This window comes from Natranaeroarchaeum aerophilus (genome assembly GCF_023638055.1).
Lineage (GTDB): Archaea > Halobacteriota > Halobacteria > Halobacteriales > Natronoarchaeaceae > Natranaeroarchaeum > Natranaeroarchaeum aerophilum.
In genome coordinates this window covers 14,855-33,559 of the sequence record NZ_JAKRVY010000003.1, presented here as the reverse complement: position 1 = coordinate 33,559, position 18,705 = coordinate 14,855, and the positions used below count along the sequence as shown (strand labels likewise).

16 protein-coding genes are annotated in these 18,705 nt (G+C 60.4%); 7 read left to right on the top strand and 9 right to left on the bottom strand.

Going from position 1 to position 18,705, the window contains the following annotated elements; all coding sequences use genetic code 11:
• Positions 1-14: 14 nt before the first annotated feature.
• Positions 15-2,486, bottom strand: coding sequence for an efflux RND transporter permease subunit (locus AArcSt11_RS07085; RefSeq protein WP_238478896.1), 2,472 nt, complete (start codon positions 2,484-2,486; stop codon positions 15-17).
• A 235-nt stretch (positions 2,487-2,721) separates the two neighbouring features.
• Here AArcSt11_RS07085 and AArcSt11_RS07080 point away from each other — a divergent pair, with 235 nt between their 5' ends.
• Together AArcSt11_RS07080 and AArcSt11_RS07075 are read left to right on the top strand one after the other, a co-directional pair.
• A complete protein-coding gene (locus AArcSt11_RS07080) occupies positions 2,722-3,483 on the top strand; it encodes an SDR family NAD(P)-dependent oxidoreductase (protein WP_250595834.1) in 762 nt (253 codons plus the stop codon).
• A gap of 106 nt (positions 3,484-3,589) precedes the next feature.
• Complete coding sequence (locus AArcSt11_RS07075) at positions 3,590-4,621, top strand: agmatinase family protein (RefSeq protein WP_250595832.1); 1,032 nt, start codon at positions 3,590-3,592, stop codon at positions 4,619-4,621.
• Positions 4,622-4,740: 119 nt separating this feature from the next.
• On the opposite strand, the gene AArcSt11_RS07070 is transcribed toward AArcSt11_RS07075, so the two are convergent.
• The 8 genes from AArcSt11_RS07070 to AArcSt11_RS07035 all read right to left on the bottom strand — a co-directional run bounded on the left by AArcSt11_RS07070 (position 4,741) and on the right by AArcSt11_RS07035 (position 13,614).
• Positions 4,741-5,742, bottom strand: coding sequence for an agmatinase family protein (locus tag AArcSt11_RS07070; protein ID WP_250595830.1), 1,002 nt, complete (start codon positions 5,740-5,742; stop codon positions 4,741-4,743).
• A gap of 282 nt (positions 5,743-6,024) precedes the next feature.
• Positions 6,025-6,927, bottom strand: coding sequence for an agmatinase family protein (locus tag AArcSt11_RS07065; protein ID WP_250595827.1), 903 nt, complete (start codon positions 6,925-6,927; stop codon positions 6,025-6,027).
• A gap of 232 nt (positions 6,928-7,159) precedes the next feature.
• Complete coding sequence (locus AArcSt11_RS07060; RefSeq protein WP_250595825.1) at positions 7,160-8,428, bottom strand: MFS transporter; 1,269 nt, start codon at positions 8,426-8,428, stop codon at positions 7,160-7,162.
• Positions 8,429-8,476: 48 nt separating this feature from the next.
• Positions 8,477-9,688 carry a GNAT family N-acetyltransferase gene (locus tag AArcSt11_RS07055; RefSeq protein ID WP_250595823.1) on the bottom strand — a complete coding sequence of 404 codons (1,212 nt, stop codon included), beginning with the start codon at positions 9,686-9,688 and terminating at the stop codon, positions 8,477-8,479.
• Positions 9,672-10,508: an ABC transporter permease gene (locus AArcSt11_RS07050; RefSeq protein WP_250595821.1), complete on the bottom strand. Its 837-nt coding sequence runs from the start codon at positions 10,506-10,508 to the stop codon at positions 9,672-9,674. Before AArcSt11_RS07050 ends, AArcSt11_RS07055 begins: the two co-directional genes overlap by 17 nt.
• Positions 10,501-11,439, bottom strand: coding sequence for an ABC transporter permease (locus AArcSt11_RS16880; protein WP_250595819.1), 939 nt, complete (start codon positions 11,437-11,439; stop codon positions 10,501-10,503). The genes AArcSt11_RS07050 and AArcSt11_RS16880 overlap by 8 nt, the downstream gene beginning before the upstream one ends.
• Positions 11,432-12,574, bottom strand: a complete 1,143-nt coding sequence (locus AArcSt11_RS07040; RefSeq protein WP_250595817.1) for an ABC transporter ATP-binding protein — start codon at positions 12,572-12,574, stop codon at positions 11,432-11,434. The genes AArcSt11_RS16880 and AArcSt11_RS07040 overlap by 8 nt, the downstream gene beginning before the upstream one ends.
• Entirely contained in the window at positions 12,571-13,614 is a 1,044-nt protein-coding gene (locus AArcSt11_RS07035; protein ID WP_250595815.1) for an ABC transporter substrate-binding protein, read from the bottom strand. Before AArcSt11_RS07035 ends, AArcSt11_RS07040 begins: the two co-directional genes overlap by 4 nt.
• A gap of 464 nt (positions 13,615-14,078) precedes the next feature.
• Here AArcSt11_RS07035 and AArcSt11_RS07030 point away from each other — a divergent pair, with 464 nt between their 5' ends.
• The 5 genes from AArcSt11_RS07030 to AArcSt11_RS07010 all read left to right on the top strand — a co-directional run bounded on the left by AArcSt11_RS07030 (position 14,079) and on the right by AArcSt11_RS07010 (position 18,703).
• Positions 14,079-15,638: an amidohydrolase gene (locus AArcSt11_RS07030; RefSeq protein WP_250595813.1), complete on the top strand. Its 1,560-nt coding sequence runs from the start codon at positions 14,079-14,081 to the stop codon at positions 15,636-15,638.
• 347 nt (positions 15,639-15,985) lie between these two features.
• On the top strand, positions 15,986-16,453 hold the full coding sequence (locus AArcSt11_RS07025; RefSeq protein ID WP_250596307.1) for a PH domain-containing protein: 468 nt from the start codon (positions 15,986-15,988) through the stop codon (positions 16,451-16,453).
• Positions 16,450-18,003, top strand: a complete 1,554-nt coding sequence (locus AArcSt11_RS07020; protein WP_250595811.1) for a PH domain-containing protein — start codon at positions 16,450-16,452, stop codon at positions 18,001-18,003. Before AArcSt11_RS07025 ends, AArcSt11_RS07020 begins: the two co-directional genes overlap by 4 nt.
• Positions 18,000-18,287, top strand: a complete 288-nt coding sequence (locus tag AArcSt11_RS07015) for a GNAT family N-acetyltransferase (protein ID WP_250595809.1) — start codon at positions 18,000-18,002, stop codon at positions 18,285-18,287. The genes AArcSt11_RS07020 and AArcSt11_RS07015 overlap by 4 nt, the downstream gene beginning before the upstream one ends.
• A gap of 149 nt (positions 18,288-18,436) precedes the next feature.
• A complete protein-coding gene (locus AArcSt11_RS07010; protein WP_250595807.1) occupies positions 18,437-18,703 on the top strand; it encodes an AbrB/MazE/SpoVT family DNA-binding domain-containing protein in 267 nt (88 codons plus the stop codon).
• Positions 18,704-18,705: the final 2 nt, after the last annotated feature.

The following is an 18,705-nucleotide window of genomic DNA, read 5'->3' as shown; positions in this document are numbered from 1 at the left end:
GATCTACTCGCGTTCTACTTTCTTCTGGTCCGGTCCCACACGACGAGCAGACTCGGTAACACCAGTACACTCGCGAGGAACGCGTAGGCAACCACGATTGCAGTGACGATGCCAAAGCGCTGGAGCGATGGCACCAGGGTCAGCGCGAGGAGTCCGAACCCGACGGCGGTCGTGATCGCGCTGGCGAGGACCGCCCCACCCGTCTCGCGGAGTGTTACCTCCAGCGCGTCGCGCAGTCCTGCCCGCTCGCGTTCGGCGAGGAATCGCTCGGTCAGGTGAACGGTGTAGTCCGTGCCGAGTCCGACTGCGATCGCGGTGATCAGTGCTGTCTCGGCGTTGTACGGCAACGAGAGCGCAGCCATCGTCCCTATCAGCCACGCGATCGCAGCGACCACTGGTGCGACCGTTATCGCCCCGAGAAGCCACGACCGGTGTCGGGATCGGAAGACGACTGTCAACAACGCTCCGATGACGGCGAGCGCGAGCAGAAACGTCAGCAAGACAGTTTCGAGCACCGCCCGCTCCTGGACATCGTCGAGAATCGGTTCGCCGGTTACGACGGCGGTCAGTTCCGGATGCGTCTCGACCGCGTCCGTGATCGCCACCGCATCGCTTCGGATAGCCGAGTCATCGGCCGACTCGTCGACGACGACCGAGAGTCTAACCGCCTCGTAGGCACCGCCGTCGGTCCGGTTGATCGTCGCCGCCGCGGCATCGCGATCTGCCTCATAGACCGCGTCGAAGACGGTCGCGAGGTCCTCATCGGGGACGCCGTCGCCGGTCGTATCGTGCTCGTCGACGAGCTCCGCGACCGTTTCGTTCTCTGCCGCCACGTCCTCGATCGTCCCGAGCGGGCTCTCGACCGGGCCCCCGCCGTCGACCGGCGTCCCCGTGGTGTCCATCGCCGACGCGTTCGTCTCCGCCGCCTGCAGCGCTTGAGTGACGGAGTCGTCCGTCACGTCCCCCTCGATCCATACCTCGACGGTCCGGTCAGTGTGGCGCGGGAACGTCTCCTCGAGAAACGTCGCTTGCTCTCTGAGACCGTACGCATCCGGGCGAATCTCCGCCGGTAACTGCTCCATCCAGCCGGACCGTTCCTCGGGGAAGAAGTCGCTTCGCTCGGTGGAGGTATCTACTGCTGTTGCGCCCATTGCCCCACCGACCGTGAACAGGAACGCGAGGACGAGGACCGCCAGTGGTGCGCGTGCGACGAGTCGGGCGCACTGATCCAGCGGTCGCGCAACGATACCCAGAGAACCAACCGTTGGCGGAGCCCGATCCGACTGTCGTTCTCGCTGGTGGAGCAGTTCGTCGATCTCGACTCTGAGCGCCGGGATCAGGTAGCCGAAGACGACAAACGCCGACACGATGCCAAGGCTGGCGACCAGACCGAACTCCCGCAGGATCTCGATCGGGCTCACGAGTCCAGTGAGAAAGCCGGCTGCAGTCGTGACCGTCGTCGTCCCGATCGCAACGAGCACCCCGGCGAGTGCGATCGACATGGCTGCTGCTGGCCGGAAGGATGGATCATCTCCCCGGGTTTCGCGGTACCGCATCACGACGTGGAGGTAGTAATCGATTCCGAGTCCGACCAGTAGACACGGCACAGCGATGAGCAACTGGTTGAACGGACGGCCGAGCCAGCCGAGTATTCCCGCGAGCCAGACGAGGACGACGCCGATCCCGACGGATGCCAGTAGCACGTCCAGTGGATCACGGTATGCGACAACCAGCATCGTCAGGACGACCAGCACGATCAGTGGGCCGACCACAGCGAAACTTTCGGCCGTCGCCTGTCCACCGCGCTCGAAGAGTAACGCTTCGCCGAAGACGAACGAGTCTGTCCGCTCCAGCCGATCGTCGGCGAGCGACTCGATCTGCTGTTGGGCATCCAGTAGCTCGTCGTCGGTGGCGTCCTCGTCGTGGACGACGATCAGCAACTGTGCGGATGCCGGTTCCTCACCGTGAGCATAGTTCTCCGGCAGCAGCGCGGACACCGGGGGCTGTCCCTCGGGAGTCATCTCGTCGTCACGAAGGGCAACCGAGAGCGCTGCCGCCGTCTGTTCGTCGGTTCGCCCGTCCAGTGCACTTGCTTTGTCCGCTATTGTAATCTCTTCGGCAAAGGCGATCCGCGGATCGGACGCGACCGCGACACCGTTTGCGACACCGACCGTCGGTTGTGGTCCGTCGAGCGTCCCGTTGATTGTTTCGTCATCCCTGATCGCTTGCTGGAGCGTGAGTGTTTCTTCAAGCGCTGCCGTCGAGGCAGTGTCGTTCTGGTCGGAGGTGATAACGACCTGTGTGATCTGTTGCTCCCCGGTGTCGAAGGATTCAGACAGCTGGTCAGCGGCCGCACGTTCATCGGATTCAACCGCGAAGGTTGTGATTTCGACCCCACCACCGACAAAGAGGATGCCGCTCCCCAGAGTGACCGTCAGGGCACACAAGAGGACAATTCGTACTCTTCGCCGTCTGGTGGTGTCCACAGTGAACCTTGTTTCCACAGGAGAATATATATTCTCAATTCTAGGGCCGATCTCTCCGATTGCGTCGGTCTTCCACACCGGAACTCGCGATGCGCCACACCGCGACTCGATTGAAACATCGGCTTGTGAATGGCGAGTATTCACCTGCCGCCTCAGTAGTTAGCACGGAATTCCACGCTGAATGCTACGTCCTTTGAGGCGTAGCGTACATAATCCCGGGGACCGTCCCACGAGTATGCGACTCGATAACAAGACAGTTCTTATCACGGGATCGGGCTCGGGAATCGGCCGCGCGAGCGCGCTCCGCTGTGCCGAGGAGGGTGCGACGGTGATCTCGACGGACGTGGACGGCGACGCCGCCGCCGAGACTGCCGACGAGATCCGCGAGGCGGGCGGGACCGCCGACGAGTACGAGTTCGACGTGACCGACGCCGACGCGTTCCGGGCGGCAGTCGAGGAGGTCGCGGAGACACACGGGCTCGACGTACTGGTCAACAACGCCGGGATCGGCCAGCCGCCGGGCAGGATCGAGGACGTCGACGAGTCCGTGCTCGATTACGTGATCGACGTCAATCTCAAGGGGCCGTGGAACGGGACACACGCAGCCCTGCCGATCATGCGAGAACAGGGGGGCGGAACGATCGTCAACATGGCCTCGCTGGCCGGGCAACTTGGCTTTCCCTACCAGTCGGTGTACGCCCTGACGAAGGCTGCTGTCATCAACTTCACCCGGGCGACCGCGGCCGAAGCCGGACCAGACGGCGTCCGGGCGAACGCGATCTGTCCGGGCTTTATTGATACGCAACTCACCGACGCGTACTTCGCTGGCCGAAGCGATCCCGAAGCCGCCCGCGAGGAGATGATACGGGACTACCCGCTCCAGCGACTGGGCGAAGCCGAAGAGATCGCGGACTGCGTCGTCTTTCTGGCCAGCGAGGAGTCCTCCTTTGTCACCGGACACGCGCTGACGGCTGACGGCGGCTACTCGATATCGTGAATTAGTAGCCTGTGAAATCGGACAATGTACAGTAATTGTGTGGTAATTGTAGAATATGAAGACATTATACCGCGATCTTATACCGCTGTGTCCAATCCAGTCCGACATGGCAACGAACTCCGGATCGGACGCAGAACAACAGCCCACCGACGCGGAAGACGACGAGACGACCTCGGATTCGTATCCGACGAGCTACGGCGGCATACACACGTTCCTTAGAGCGCCAGCGTGTGAACCATCGGAACTGACGGCGGACGTCGACGTTGGGTTCGTCGGCATCCCTTTCGATGGTGGCGTCACCCGCGAACCCGGCGCTCGTCACGGACCGTCGGCCTTGCGCAAATCGAGCGCCTGGCAGGGCCGTCGGTTTCACTCGGACAGGGAATCGGTATCGCTCCCCACCGAGCGGACGGCCAACTACAGCGACGTGACGCTCAGAGATTGCGGCGACGCGCCAGTCGTCCCAAACGACATCGAAGCGACCGCCGAGAAGGTGACGGAGTACATGGAGTCAGTCGCTGCGAAGACGATGCCGGTGATGCTCGGCGGCGATCATTATCTCACGTATCCGGCGTTCGTCGGTTACGCGAACACTGTCGAGGACGACGTTGGCCTGATCCATCTCGATGCTCACTCGGATACGTCTGATGACAGTGATCTCTATGGAAAACACTACCACGGCTCGCCGATGGCTCGGATCGACGAGTCGGAGTATGGCAGCTACGACAACCACGCCATGATCGGTATCCGTGGCCACTCACGCCCCTCGTTTCTCGATATTCTCGAGGAGCGCGACCTCTACGTTGACTACGCGAGCGACGTTCACGACAAAGGGATCGAGGCGAGCGTACAGGGTGCGATCGACCACGTCACCGAGAACGTGGATCACGTCTACCTGACGATGGACATCGATGTCGTCGATCCCGGCTTTGCACCGGGCACTGGCACCCCGGAACACGGCGGATTGACCAGTAACCAGTTCCTGCGCGCTGTCGACCGGCTTGGCGCGTGTGATGCCATCGGTGCTGCCGATCTGGTCGAGGTCGCACCACGACTGGACACCGGCAACACGACCTCACTTCTCGGATCGAACGCGGTGAGCCGGTTGCTCGAAGCGAAGTTCTACGAATCCATGTGATCTCGCGTGGAGTTTCGCCTCGGGACTGACTGCTTGAGACCCAGAACGCTTCGTCACCACGGGAATTATAATTGGACTCGGCTTTTTTCCTGTTTCCCGGCTCTACGACCGGCCGTTCACTACTGGGTGTCCTCGTAGAAGTACGATTCCAGGAATCGCGTGAGAGCGGTCGCACCCACCAGTGAGGTCGTTCCGGCAGGATCCTCCGTCGGCAGCACTTCCACGAGATCGACGGCACCGATCGCGTCGCACTCGCCGAGCAGGTCCGCAGCCCGGAGGAAGTCGTTACTGGTGATCCCGCCGGGCGATGGTGTTCCGGTTCCGGGTGCGAACGACGGATCAACGACGTCGATGTCCATCGTCAGATACACCTGATCGACACCGTCGGTCGCGTGCTCGATTGCCCCTTCGATACACGCTTCGATCCCCTTCTCGTGGACATCTCTCGCGAAGTCCACGTACAGTCCCTCGTCGTCGACGATATCGAGGAACTCCATGTCAGCATGGCCCCGGATCCCGACCATCGCGTGGTTTTCGTAGCCGCCGTACTCCGTCTCGTCGATCCGGGCCATCGGCGAGCCGTGGTAGTGTTCGCCGTAGAGGTCGCTCTCCCCCCAGGTGTCCGTGTGAGCATCGAGATGGATCAGGCCGACATCGTCCTCGACGGCGTTGGCGTAGCCGACGAACGCCGGGTACGTGAGATAATGATCGCCGCCGATCATGATCGGCATCGTCTGTTCAGACACGGTTTCGGAAAACTCGACGACGGACTCGTAGGTAGCCTCGATATCGTTCGGAACGACCGGCGCGTCGCCACAGTCACGAAACGTGATCTCGTCGTAGGCCGCACTTCGATCCGTCGCGATGTTGTAGGATTCCCTGTCGGACTCGAAGGTGTAGGATCCCCGACGGGCAGTTGCCGCGCGGAGCGCCTCCGGGCCGTACCGGGTTCCGGGCTTGTTCGATACTGCTCCATCGTAGGGGACACCGTACACTGCCGCGTCGACACTGTCGTCTATCTCCTCTGGTTCGGCGGTATCGGCCCCCAGAAACGTTTTGACACCGGAGTAGCCCGGACTATCACGATCTCTGAACTTCTCTTCTGGCTCAGCTCTGGCCATACTACCAACTACCGCCGCATAGAGTTAATGAACATAGTTCAAATAATACTTGCAGCAAGGCAAAGCATTAGGTACTAATAGGCATAGTTAGATACGATCGGTCAGCGGTTCGGTATTCTGATCACGGTTTGCAAAATTATTTACTCGCCGTTGCTGAACGTTCCTCAGAACGCCGGTGCTGTCAGCCGTGCCGCGGACCAAATTGTCGATCACCGGAACCGAGGCGCTACTGTCTCTTCCTTGACGAGCGCCGACGCCATGAGCAGACGGGGGAGAGAGCGGTCACTCCTCGTAGAAGTACGACTCGAAGAACCGTGATAGCGCGTTCGCTCCGACCAGCGAGGTCGTTCCAGCCGGGTCCTCGGTCGGAAGCACCTCCACGAGATCGACGGCACCGATCGCGTCGCACTCACCGAGTCGGTCGGCCGCGCGGAGGAGGTCGTTACTGGTGATCCCGCCGGGAGCTGGCGTCCCGGTTCCCGGTGCGTACGACGGATCGACGACGTCGATATCCATCGTCAGGTAGACGTGATCGACACCGTCCGTCGCGTGTTCGATAGCATTCTCGATGCAGGCTTCGATTCCCTTCTCGTGGACGTCTTTGGCGTATTCGATGTGGAGGCCCTCTTCCTCGATGGCATCGAGAACTTCCATCCGACTGTGTCCCCGGATCCCGACCATCGCGTGGTTCTCGAGACCACCGTATTCCGTGTCTGCGATACGACTCATCGGCGAGCCATGATAGTGCTCTCCGTAGAGGTCGCTCGATCCGATATCTTCGTGGGCATCCAGATGGATGATGCCGATATCGTCCTCGACCGCGTTAGCGTACCCGACGAAGGCAGGATACGTGAGATAGTGATCCCCACCGATCATCACGGGCATCGCCTCTGCCGCGATCGTCTCGGCATACTCGACGACCGATTCGTACGTCTCCTCGGTACTGTTTGGCGTAACAGGCGCGTCCCCACAGTCCCTGACCGTCACCCCATCGTAGGAGGCTGTTCGATCGGTTGCGATACTGTATCGCTTCTTATCGGAGTCGAAGACGCGCGAATAGCGGTTCGTCGCCGTTCGCACGGCCTCGGGTCCGTACCGTGTGCCCGGTTTGTTCGTTACGGCACCATCGTAGGGAACGCCGTACGCCGCGACATCGACAGTCCCGTCTAGCTCCTCCGGCTCCACGCTGTCGCCCCCGAAAAAGGTCTTGACGCCCGAGTATCCTGGTCTATTCCTGTCCGCGAACCTGGTTGTTTGCTCTGATTTTGCCACAATTATACAAACGTTCGTGCAAACATATACGATATTGTTCTCGACATTTTTTGCGATATTCTCTAGATATGGACAAATATGTTCTCATAACTCGGTATTCCGGTGGCTGTCGTATTCCGAAGCAAGGATACTCGGAATCGGCCGGTTAGTCCGCAACCTCTGCCGTGCTGTCAGTGCCGCCGGTTTTCGGGAACAGTTTGCCTGTCGAGACGTAGAGCCCCACGACCAGTGCGACGCCAGCAAACAGCGGGAACCCTGCAGAAACGGTGTATACCGGCACGAATCCAATACTATCGATCAACGGTAACGCAATGATCGGGCCGAGCCCACCTCCGATATCGCTAAACACGTTGGTCGTCCCACTCGCTCGTCCCATCCGTTCTTCCGGGGTGAGATCCGCAAGCAACGCCATGTAGGGGCCGAGTGTCCCACCCATGCCTGTGCCGATAACTACACACACCGGAGCGAGCTGACGTGCCGACTCCGCCCACGGTAACAGCACGAATCCGACCGTCAGGAGACTCAGAAACACGAGCATGACGGGTACCCGCGAGTCCCACGTATCGCTCGTTTTCCCACCGATCAACATCGACACGGCAGCCGACAACACGGTCAGGGCCATGAAGATCCCCGACGAGCCCTGCGCGTCGAACCCGAGCGCTCCGATACCGGTCGCCTCGAGGAAGAGCACGAGCGACGCGAACAGGACACCCATATACGCAAACCAGATGCCGAAGTTCACCAGGCCAAGCGTCAGCGTCGGGATGCTCGTGTCGATGTCCCACGGCTTGACCGATCGGCTCGTCCCGTCCTCGACGTGCGTTTCGGGAATCGTCCAGTACGCAAGGCCGGTGGCGATGACGGCAAAGACAGCCGCCACGAAAAACGCCGCCGACATGCCGATGAGATCACTGACGACGCCGCCGACCAGCAGTCCGGTCGGGAAGCCGAGGATACTGCCGCCGCGAATGAGCCCCATTTTCATCCCCCGGGAGTCCCCGACGCTGACGTTTGCTGCGATCGTGTAGGAGGTCGCGAACGTGAGTGCACTGGCGGCCCCGAGGACGATCCGCGAGCCGAGGAACCACGCCTCCGGGAGCGGCACGTACAGTGCGACGATGTATCCAAACGTCGCGATGGCCTGGATTCCCAGACCGAGGACGTACGGGGTGCGCGCCCCGAACCGATCGACGATGGCTCCCGCCGGTGCACTACAGATGAGGCGTGAAAAGCGGTTTGCACTCAGTATGACCCCGACCAGAAACGGCGAGATCCCGAGGATCGTTCCGAGTGCCGGAAAGATGGGGAACACGACGCCGCCGCCAAAGCCCGAGAAGAACGTCGAAACGAGCAGCGAAAAAATGATGAACCACGAGGATCGCTCTGTCACTGCTCCCTCGTCGTTCTCGCTCATAGTGACACTCGGAACGGGGACCCGTGGTTCGTGACGCCGAAATCAGGGTCAGAACCGATCACGAATGTACACCGGTGTAGCGGGGAACAGCCGATCGAGCGTTTCGATGGCGTTTCCAGTGGCATCCAGCCGCCCGGCCCGGGCGAGGGCGGTCGCCGAGCGATGTCCCACGGCGAGCTGGGAGAGCGCGGCGATATCGAGCCGTGCAGTCGGGTCCGCGACGGTCGGCTCACAACGGCCAGTAGCGTCGCTCACTGACAGGCGAAATCTCCCATCGTTCCAGTCGGCGACATCGTCGCTGACTGACAGGACGATCTCGTCCTCAACCGCGGGATACGAGAGTGCCGACAACGTCGATTCGACATCGACGACCCGAACCATCGGCCCCGTACTGAGCGTACACTCGACGTCGTCGGGGGACGTGAGGAGATCCCGAAACACGGAATCGTCCGCCGCGTGGAACTCGACCGTGTCGCCCTGCGAATCGTGGTTGTAACAGAAGGCAAGCACGGCGTTCAGCGCCTCCTGGTCAGTGTAGGCGAACTCCCTGACTTTCATCGTGCGACTGTGGTAGTCACCGGTGAAGCGAAACACGAGATACGCGCGCGGTTCGCCGTCCTTGAACCACGCATAGACGTACGGGTCGTTCTCTCGACTGTAGCAGACACGATGACGCCACCACTCGGCATCCCGTTCGATAGTCAGCGAGTAGTTGTCCGAGAACGACTCGTACACCGGAGCAACGGTGTCGAACGAATCGAGCGCGAGTTGTCGATACTCACCAGCAGCCCCCAGGGTCTCGGCGGCAAACGCGAGCGTCTCGACCGGACACGCGTAGTTCCGGACCTCGTTTGCCGTATCCCAGCCGAACGACCGATAGAAGCCGTAATCGAAGGGACGGAGGATCGAGAAGTGACGGTCTCGTTCCTCGTACTCAGTGAGTGTCGCCGCGAGAATGTCGGAGACGTAGCCGTTTCTGCGGTGTTCAGGCGGTGTGATGACCGAGGTCAGCCCCGCTCCGGGATGAGTCTGCCCGCGGACAGAGACATCGAACCAGTAGTGTCGGCAGATTGCAACCGGCTCTTCCTCACCGTCGACGTACAGACCACGACGGTCCCCGATCGGTTTCCGGATATCGTCCGGATCAAACTCCACGGGGCCGTTCTCTGGCCTGAACCCGTACTGCATGTACTCATAGATCGTTTCCGCGCCGTCGTCGTCGATTTGTTTGTATTGCCCCATCTTACCAGAGTTGCCCATCAAGCTTGAAGTCGATAATCAGAATCACACCGATCGTTACCACCATGTAGATCACGCTGATCGCCGCGATCGTCGGATCGTAGCCGTACCGAAGCATCGAGAAAATCAGGATTGGCACCGTTTCCGTCCCCGGCCCACTCACAAACAGCGCAATCAGGTATTCGTTGAGCGAGATGATGAAGACGAACAACAGTCCGATGACGACGTTCGATGCGATTAGCGGCACCGTAATCGTCCGAATCGTCTGTGAACGACTCGCGCCGAGAATTCTCGCTGCTTCCTCGACCGAACTGTCGATCTCGTCGAGCCCGGAGCTGATCATAATAAACGGAAACGGCGCAAAGACGATCCCGTGTGCAAGAATGATCGCCAGCGGACTTCCCCAGATACCGATGACGAGGAAAAACGACATGAGTCCGACGGCGATGATGACCGGTGGCACCAGGATCGGGAGCACAGCCAGCCCCCAGATTGATTTCGAGTAGCGAATCTCGTACCGGTTGAGTCCGAACGCGAGCGCACCGCCGAGTGTCGTCGCCAGAATCGACGACCCGATCGCAACAGTTACCGATAGTTGGATCGCACTCAGCCAGTTCGCACTTTGCAGGATCTCGCTGTAGTACTGCAACGAGAACCCCTGTGGCGGGAACTCCAGAAAATCACCGGCAGTGACTGAGACTGCCACGATGATCACCAGCGGTATGGCAAGTGCCAGGATCATGATCGTGATGTACAGGTTCGCCAGCAGTGCCCCGATCGAGCCCCACGGGATTGACAGCCCGGCACCGGTGTTCGATTCCGGGGAGTGACTGCTAGCCATCGGTCTCACCTTCTGGAGTATCGCCAACCAGTTCGTCCGAGCCGAGACCGAACACTTTCACGGCGAGCACGAAGAAAAACACCGTGAGCGCCGTCAGTACGACCGAGAGCACAGCGCCGAACGGAACGTTCATCTGTTCGTTTACCTGTTCGGTGATGATCACCGGGAGGGTCCACTCGGACGGGTTACCGAGGAGCATCGGAACGACGTAGGATCCGATCGCGAGGATGAACACGAGCGCCGTTGCCCCCGCAACACCGTTTTTAGAGAGCGGCAAGACGACGTACCGGATGGTCTGGAGTTTGGATGCGCCGAGGTTTCGTGATGCCTCTTCCAGTTTCGGATTGATATTCGCAATACTGGTGTAGATCGTCAGCACTGCGAACGGGAGGAATCCGTACACCATCCCGACAATCGTGGACAGGTAGCCGGTGCTGCTGGTCAGCGGTTCGCTAATCAACCGAAGATCGATCAGCAGGTTGTTCAACACGCCGTTGCCAGCCAGAACGACCTGTACTGCGTACGCACGGATGATAACCGTGATCCACATCGTAGCCACGATCATCAGGAGAAGCCCCCGCTTCATCGCTGGTGAGTCGACACGGGCGATCCAGTACGCGATCGGGTAGCCGAGAACCACGCTGATGACGGTCGTTACGGCTGCAAGTTCGAGCGTCGTCATCAGGTACTGCCGATAGATCGGCGAGTCGAACAGGCGGGCGTAGTGTTCGAGGGTGAACCCGAAACTGTAGTATCCCGACACTTCTCGTGGGAAAAACGTCGTCGCGAACAGGTACAATGTCGGGACGAGGAAGAAGATCACGAGTAGTGCCACTGGGATCCCGACCAGCACGTAGCCGAGGTTGTCTTTGACCCGGCTGGGCGTCAGATCGCGGAACCGATCGCCGATCCCGGCCGTTTTACTACTCACTACTGTAGACCCCCTTCGCTGGTTCGGATACGTTAGTTTCTATCGCAGGTTCGGGATCAGGGATGACGAAACAGTCGGCGGGATCGACCGACAGCTGCACCTGTTGTCCTTCGGTGACCGACTGCCCACCGGACTGGTCCTCAACGATCAACTGCCCGGCCTGCTCGGAGCTGACGTGGTATCTGGCGACTGACCCGAGCAGATGAGTGATCTCTATCGTTCCGGAGATCATGTTCTTGGAGTCGGGGGCGGACGTCGTCGACATTCTGAAGTCCTCAGGTCGGACCAGTAGCTGCACGGACGTCTCCGTGGCAAACGATGTGTCCTCGACGACGAATTCGCCGGCGTCGGTTCGAACTGTCGACTGCCTCGAACCGCGCTCGGATACCGTGCCAGGAAAGAGATTGGACTTTCCCATGAAGTCAGCAACGAACGTAGACTGGGGGTTATTGTACACCTCCTCGGGACTGCCGATCTGTGCGAAGTGTCCGTCGTCCATGATGACGATACGATCGGACATCGTCATCGCCTCTTCCTGATTATGCGTTACGAACACCGTCGTAACGCCGAGCTCTTGCTGGATCTTCGTGAGCTCGGTCTGCATCTGCTCTCGGAGCTTTTCGTCCAGCGCCGACAGCGGCTCGTCGAGTAACAGGATCTCGGGGCGCAACGCAAGCGACCGAGCGAGGCCGATCCGCTGTTGTTGTCCCCCCGAAAGCTGTTCTGGATACCGATCCGCAGTTTCGGGCATCTCGATTAGTTCCAGCATTTCCTCGACGCGCTCGTCCATCTCCGACCGGCTGAAGCTCTCGTTGGCGACTTTCATCCCGTAGGAGATGTTCTCCGCGACAGTCATGTGCGGGAACAGCGCGATCGACTGGAACACCATGCCGATATCGCGCTTGTTCGGCGGCAATGCGGTGATATCCTGCCCGTTCATCTCGATCGAACCGGCTGTCGGATCAATAAAGCCCGCGATCATCCGCAGTGTGGTAGATTTTCCACAGCCACTTGGCCCCACGAGTGTGACGAACTCGCCGTCTTGCACATCGAGCTCGACACCATCGACTGCTCGTACCCGACCATCGTAGATCTTGGTCAGCCCTTTTAGACTGAGATGCGCGCCCGCACTCATAGAACCATTTCCCTCCAGGTCTCGTCGAGGAACTCCTCGTTGTCGATTTTCGTCTGGTGGTTCGGCCGGATCGCCGCATCGACGCCGGGGCCGAAGATCCGATCCTGTAGCTCCTCGTCCATGTCGAGGAGCTCGTCCCGGACCGTCGGGTAGGTAAACAGGTTCTCGGAGATGTTCTGTTGCACTTCGGGGCGGAGCGTGTAGTTGACGAACTCGAGCGCTTCCTCGGGGAAGTCCGTCGATTCGAGAATCACCCAGTTCGCGTCGTTCTGGACCGCCCCCTCCTCGGGGAAGTTCGTCGAGACTGGTGCGCCGTCGTCTTCCATCACGAGCGTCACGTCGTGAAACAGGGAGGCGACCTCGACGTTCTCGTCGAGCAACGCCTGCTGGGCTTCCGCCTCGCCGTCGTACCAGACACCGACATTGTCGGTTACTTCCTGGATTTTCTCCATCACCTCGACGAGGCCATCTTCCGTGTCCAGGGTTTCGGCCCCATCGAAGAATACTTCGGCGGTGATATCGAGCAACGTCGTCTGGGAGGACTCACTCAGCGCCCACGTGTGGTCCTGCTCCCAGAGGGCTTCCCAGCTGGTCACTTCCTCATCCAGCAGATCGGTCTGGGAGACGATCGTTCCAAACCAGCCGTACGCACCGACGCCCGATACCGCGCCGGACTCTTGATCGTACGAGACCAGATCGTCGACCGCATTGTCGATGTTCGGCAGGTCCGATTCCTCGTACGTATACCAGTTGCCCAGACGTTCGCCGCGGATCCGGTTGACTGGTGATGCAGCGACCAGATCGATCGGTGCCTCTCCAGCCTGCACCGCTTGTTGGAGCTGCAACGGCTCCCCAGCACTCGTTCCGGCGCTGCTCTCGACCGGAATCCCAGTATCCTCTCGGAACGGTTCGATGAGATGTTCATCGAGTACTTCCTGAAACACACCGCCAAAGAACTCGACTTCGAGGGGATTGCTCTCCGTCGGTTCGTCGGTCTCTTCGTCACCGAGACAGCCCGCCAGTCCGCCGATCGCCGTCACGCTTCCCAATTTAATAAATTTTCTTCTGCTCGCACTTCCGCCGACGTTCGTAGAGTTATCAGAACTCATGCTAACAATACGTAGCAAAATACCGGATTATAATAGACTTCTGTTCATATTGGCTAGTGGGATACAGTCGGCTGGATAGTGTATTGAAGACAATAAGTTAAACCGGATACGTGCAAATATTTTATTATATGGTGCATATACGGTACAGAAAAACAGAACTTCAATATCTATTCTCTATATTGTAACTATTGGTCCCATTCCAGAACAGCTACCGATGAAATGACATTGTCACCAGTCGCTGCTGTCGATACTGGCCAGCGGCCACTGATATGGGCAGAGGGCTGCTGCTTACCCAGTTCGTCAGTATTTCATGAGGTAATTGTAAGTTATGTCGAGATTCTCCACTATTGCTGGAAGATGCACACATATTTATCGTGGGGATGCAACGCACACCCATGGAACCGAATGCAACGATTCTGCACGGGGGTCGTATCCACACACTGGGGGACACGACATCCACCACAGACGCGATACGGTTCGATGGCGGTATCGTCTCGGACGTGGGCACTACTATACGCGAGAGGAGCTCGGATCGTCGGATTGATCTCGACGGGAATGTCGTCCTGCCCGGTTTTCACGACGCGCATACACACGTTCTCTGGGTCGGTCTCTACGAACGGGAAACGGATCTCAGTGGAGTAGAGAGGAGGCGAGACGTGCTAGCTCGACTGGCCGACAATGCTGCCCGCACCGAACCGGGGGAGTGGGTACTCGGCTTCGGCTACGACGAGAGCGCATGGAACGATGATACTCGACTTCGCCGGAAAGAACTCGACGGCGTAAGTGATCAGCATCCGATCGTCGTGCAGCGAGTCGACGGACACACACTTTCGCTGAACACGCAAGCGATCGACAGGATCGACTTCTCCGGAGCGGACGGTGTCGAGCGAGATGCCAGCGACACGCCGAGCGGAATCGTGGTGGAGGAAGCCGCAGGACTCGTCCAGCGCGAGATCTACCCCGATCGCGAGCGTGCCCGTGAACTGCTTGACGCCGCCTGCGACCGATTGCACGAACTCGGCGTCACGTCTGTTCAGGACATGGCAGGGTTAACGACGCCCAGTGGAACGGGCGATCCCATGCACGCAGCGTTTCAGCAAGCCCAACGCGACGGCGAGTTACCGCTCCGTATCGGCTACTATATTCACGTTGAGCGTGCCGAAGAACTGGCTGCACTCGAACTGGCGTCCGGCTTCGGGGACGACCGTCTGCGGATACTCGGCGTCAAACTGTTCATCGACGGCTCGATCGGTTCCAGAACCGCGAAACTCGACGGTGAGTTCGCCGACGACCTCGGCAACTCGGGCGAGTTCGTGATCGGGACTGACCGTCTGCAGACGGTTCTCGAACAGGCGTCCGAGCGCTCTCAGCGTGTCGCGGTTCACGCCATCGGCGATGCCGCTATCGGTCGTATACTGTCGGCGTTCGAGACCGTCGCCGATCGATACGAGACGCCCGCGCCGAACCTTCGGATCGAACACCTCGAGCTGGCGACGGACGAGCAGCTGGACCGAGTAGCGTCACTAGACGTACTCGCGAGTATGCAACCGAACTTCCTGCAGTGGGCAGGCGATACCGGTCTCTACGCCGACCGACTAGAGCAGCGGTGGCACGGCGGGACGAACCGACTTCGTGACATCCGCGACCGGGGGATTGATCTTGCGTTCGGTAGCGATACGATGCCGTCGGGACCACTGTACGGGATCCATCACGCCGTCAACGCCCCGACCGCTGCACAGCGGCTTGAGGTCGACGAAGCGCTTCGGGCGTACACCCACGGCGGCGCAGTCGCGGAGGGAACGGACGACTGGAAGGGAACGCTGGAACCGGGGATGGCCGCTGATGCCGTCGTCCTCGAATCCGATCCGTTCGACCGGCCCGAAACGATCAACGAAATCTCGGTCGTTGCGACGATCGTCGATGGAGAACTCGTATACGACGACGGACTGACCTGATCGAGGGCACTCTGTGCAGGCCCGACCCCGTGATCGAATATGTCCATTTGGATCGCCGGGTTATATACGGCTCACCCACTGATACATCGACAATGAGCGGAAACGACGAGTCGGAGCCGCCGGAGCGCTCGACTGGCGGGCAGCCCGATGAGACGAACGGACTCTCCACGGAGTCGGACCACGAGACAGCGGTCCAGTCGGACGGCTTCACGCAAGCCGAACCCTCTCCACGAGTGGACCGAGAGGAAGAAGCACCGGGGCCGTCAGATGACGGCGAAACCGGTGACAGCGTGACGACCGACGATCTGCGCGATCAGCTCGAGGACGTCTCGGCGTCGGAACTGACGATCCCGCCACAGTCGCTGAACCCGAAAGTGCGGATCGTCTGGATCGTCCAGTCGCTGATATCGGCGACCATCTTCGGCGCTATCGCGGGAGCGATCGAGTTCGCAGTCCTCGATGTCGGGATCTGGGTTGGTCCTGCCGTCTTCGGCGTGTTCGCCCTGCTCGGCGTCGTCCACGCCATCCTGCGATACCGCGTCTGGGAGTACGAGGTCCGCAAGGACGCGCTCTACCTCGAACGCGGCGTCATCACGCGTGTGCGAACGGTCGTTCCGTACGTCCGGATCCAGCACGTCGACGCCAGTCGTGGACCGGTCGAACGGCTCGTCGGCCTCGCCTCTGCAGTCGTCTACACCGCCGGGTCCCGCGGTGCTGACGTGACGATCCCCGGCCTCACCGCCGACGATGCCGACGACCTCCAGCACCGGCTCAAGCAGATGGCGATCCTCGCCGAGGGCGACGACGCTGTATGACGACAAAACTGCATCCGCTCTCGATTCCCTACCGGAGCGTCCAGACGGCGCTCGGCCTGCTCTGGATCGTCTTCCTGATCGGGTTTTCGGGCACCGCCGTCATTGGTGGAACGACAGGCGCACTGGTGTTCGGAGCGGCGATCCTCACTGGACTCGTCGGCGCTGTCGTCTGGGAGATCCTCTACTACCAGCGGTTCGAGTACGAGCTAACCGACGACACGTTCGATGTGGTTTCCGGCGTCGTTTCGCGGCGAAACCGTGAGATCCCCTACCGCCGGATACAGAACGTCGGGATCAGTCGAAACGTGATCCAGCGCCTCGCCGGGATCGCCGAAGTCTCCTTCGAGACTGCTGGCGGCAGTGGTGCTGAAGCACAACTGCGCTACGTCAGCTACGAGGAGGCACAGCGACTACAGGACGAGCTCAGTGAGCGCAAGCGCCGGCGAGTGACAACCGACCAGAACGGCGAGCAACGTGAGACTGATGAAGAACTCCCTCGCGAGCCCGAGACCGAGCGGCTGTTCGAGATCACCGACTGGGAACTGGCGGTTCTGGGTGTGGTCTCGATCGACCTGCGGCTCATTCCGCTGTTGACCCTTGCCATTCCCTTCCTGTCGCCCGCGCTGGCGGATCCGGCACTGTGGGCCGGGCCGCTGTACGTCGTCGCGCCGCTTGCGGCGATCGTGCTTTACCTCCTGACATCGATCGCCAGCGGCATTATCTCGGTGACGAACTACTACGGGTTCTTGCTCGTGCGGACCGGCGACGAACTCCGGTTCGAGCGAGGACTACTCCAGCGCTACAGCGGCACGATTCCGCTGTCGAAGGTCCAGACGTTGACGATCAGCGAGAACGTCCTCGAACGGGCCGTCGGCTACGCCTCCTTGCTCATCGAGACGGCGGGCTACTCGCCCGGCGAGTCCGGCGGCTCCCAGTCCGCAGTGCCGATCGCCAAACGCGGACGGGTACTCGATCTCGCCCAATCGATAGAGCCGTACGGCGACGTCGAGTTCGAGCGCCCGCCCAAGCGCGCCCGGGAACGGTACTTCTTCCGCTATCTGGGCGTGCTGGCCGTCCTGACGGGGATCGTCTATCTCGCCGACCAATATTTCGTGCCGGGACTGGAGTGGTACTGGATGCTGCTCGGCGTGATTGCGGTGCCGATCGGTGCGCATCTCAAGTGGAAACACCTCGGCTACGCGCTCGTCGACGACCACGTCGTCACGCGGGCGGGCTTCTGGAACCGGACCACGACGGTGGTTCCGTACCATCGCGTCCAGACTGTGCTGGACAGTCAGACGATCTTTCAGCGTCGCCGAAAGCTCGCGACGTTGACGGTTGATACCGCTGGCTCAAGTAGTCTGATCGGCCAGGACGCCAGAGCGATCGATATCGATCGTGAGCGCGCAGACGAGCTACGTGAGGACGTGGCAGACCGCCTGCAGCACTCACTCGCAGGCCGGACCGCGCCCGAGGACAAACTGTTCGACCCCGCGGCGACGGGGTCAGAGATGGGCGAGGACTCGCCCTCGGTATCGCCGGGTGAGTGACCGGGAAACCGGCGATCTGGCTGCGAAAACCGTTCTGGGGGCGTGGGTACTCCGGCGAGCGTGCCGCGGCGATGATCGAGTTGGCGTTCGACCGGCTCGGTCTCGATCTGGTGGCCGTCCCGGTCCAGGACGGAAACGAGCGCTCCCGGGCCGCCGTCGAGCGGTACGTCGACGAACTCGGCGGGCAGTACGACGGCGTCGTCCGCAACGCGACGCGGCGGCCCGATGGCGAGATCATCGACCACCATCGGTACACGGTCACGGCCGAGCAGTACGACAGCTAGTGGCAGGCGGAGACCTCCGAGATGCGTTCATTTGGGCGTCGAAAGTTCTCCTTGCACTCGAAGACCACGGTGTCGACGCTGGACTTTCGCTTTTCAACCACCTTTGCGCAGCCGAAAGGGATTTGAATATGAATATGATATGGATATGTATGGGCCGAAGCAAGGAACGTACGGTCGGTGAACGCGGACAGGTCACTCTACCGAAAGAACTGCGAGAGAAACTGGGTATCGACGGAGGTGACGAGGTACTCGTCCACGAAGAGGGCGGGAAGATCACGATCGAGAAACCCATGAGCCGCGAGGAAATAGCTGAGGGCTATCGACAGTATGCGGCAGACGCAGAAGCTCTCGAAGCCGAGATGGCTGGCGTGTCTCGCGAATCCAACGACCATCTTGGCGATTCTCCGGAGTGGTAATC

Bases quoted from the DNA above. Each gene is read 5' to 3' on its own strand.
- AArcSt11_RS07080 (WP_250595834.1), top strand. From the start codon at position 2,722: ATGCGACTCGATAACAAGACAGTTCTTATCACGGGATCGGGCTCGGGA.
- AArcSt11_RS07075 (WP_250595832.1), top strand. From the start codon at position 3,590: ATGGCAACGAACTCCGGATCGGACGCAGAACAACAGCCCACCGACGCG.
- AArcSt11_RS07070 (WP_250595830.1), bottom strand. From the start codon at position 5,742: ATGGCCAGAGCTGAGCCAGAAGAGAAGTTCAGAGATCGTGATAGTCCG.
- AArcSt11_RS07060 (WP_250595825.1), bottom strand. From the start codon at position 8,428: ATGAGCGAGAACGACGAGGGAGCAGTGACAGAGCGATCCTCGTGGTTC.
- AArcSt11_RS07055 (WP_250595823.1), bottom strand. From the start codon at position 9,688: ATGGGCAACTCTGGTAAGATGGGGCAATACAAACAAATCGACGACGAC.
- AArcSt11_RS07050 (WP_250595821.1), bottom strand. From the start codon at position 10,508: ATGGCTAGCAGTCACTCCCCGGAATCGAACACCGGTGCCGGGCTGTCA.
- AArcSt11_RS07040 (WP_250595817.1), bottom strand. From the start codon at position 12,574: ATGAGTGCGGGCGCGCATCTCAGTCTAAAAGGGCTGACCAAGATCTAC.
- AArcSt11_RS07030 (WP_250595813.1), top strand. From the start codon at position 14,079: ATGGAACCGAATGCAACGATTCTGCACGGGGGTCGTATCCACACACTG.
- AArcSt11_RS07020 (WP_250595811.1), top strand. From the start codon at position 16,450: ATGACGACAAAACTGCATCCGCTCTCGATTCCCTACCGGAGCGTCCAG.
- AArcSt11_RS07010 (WP_250595807.1), top strand. From the start codon at position 18,437: ATGGGCCGAAGCAAGGAACGTACGGTCGGTGAACGCGGACAGGTCACT.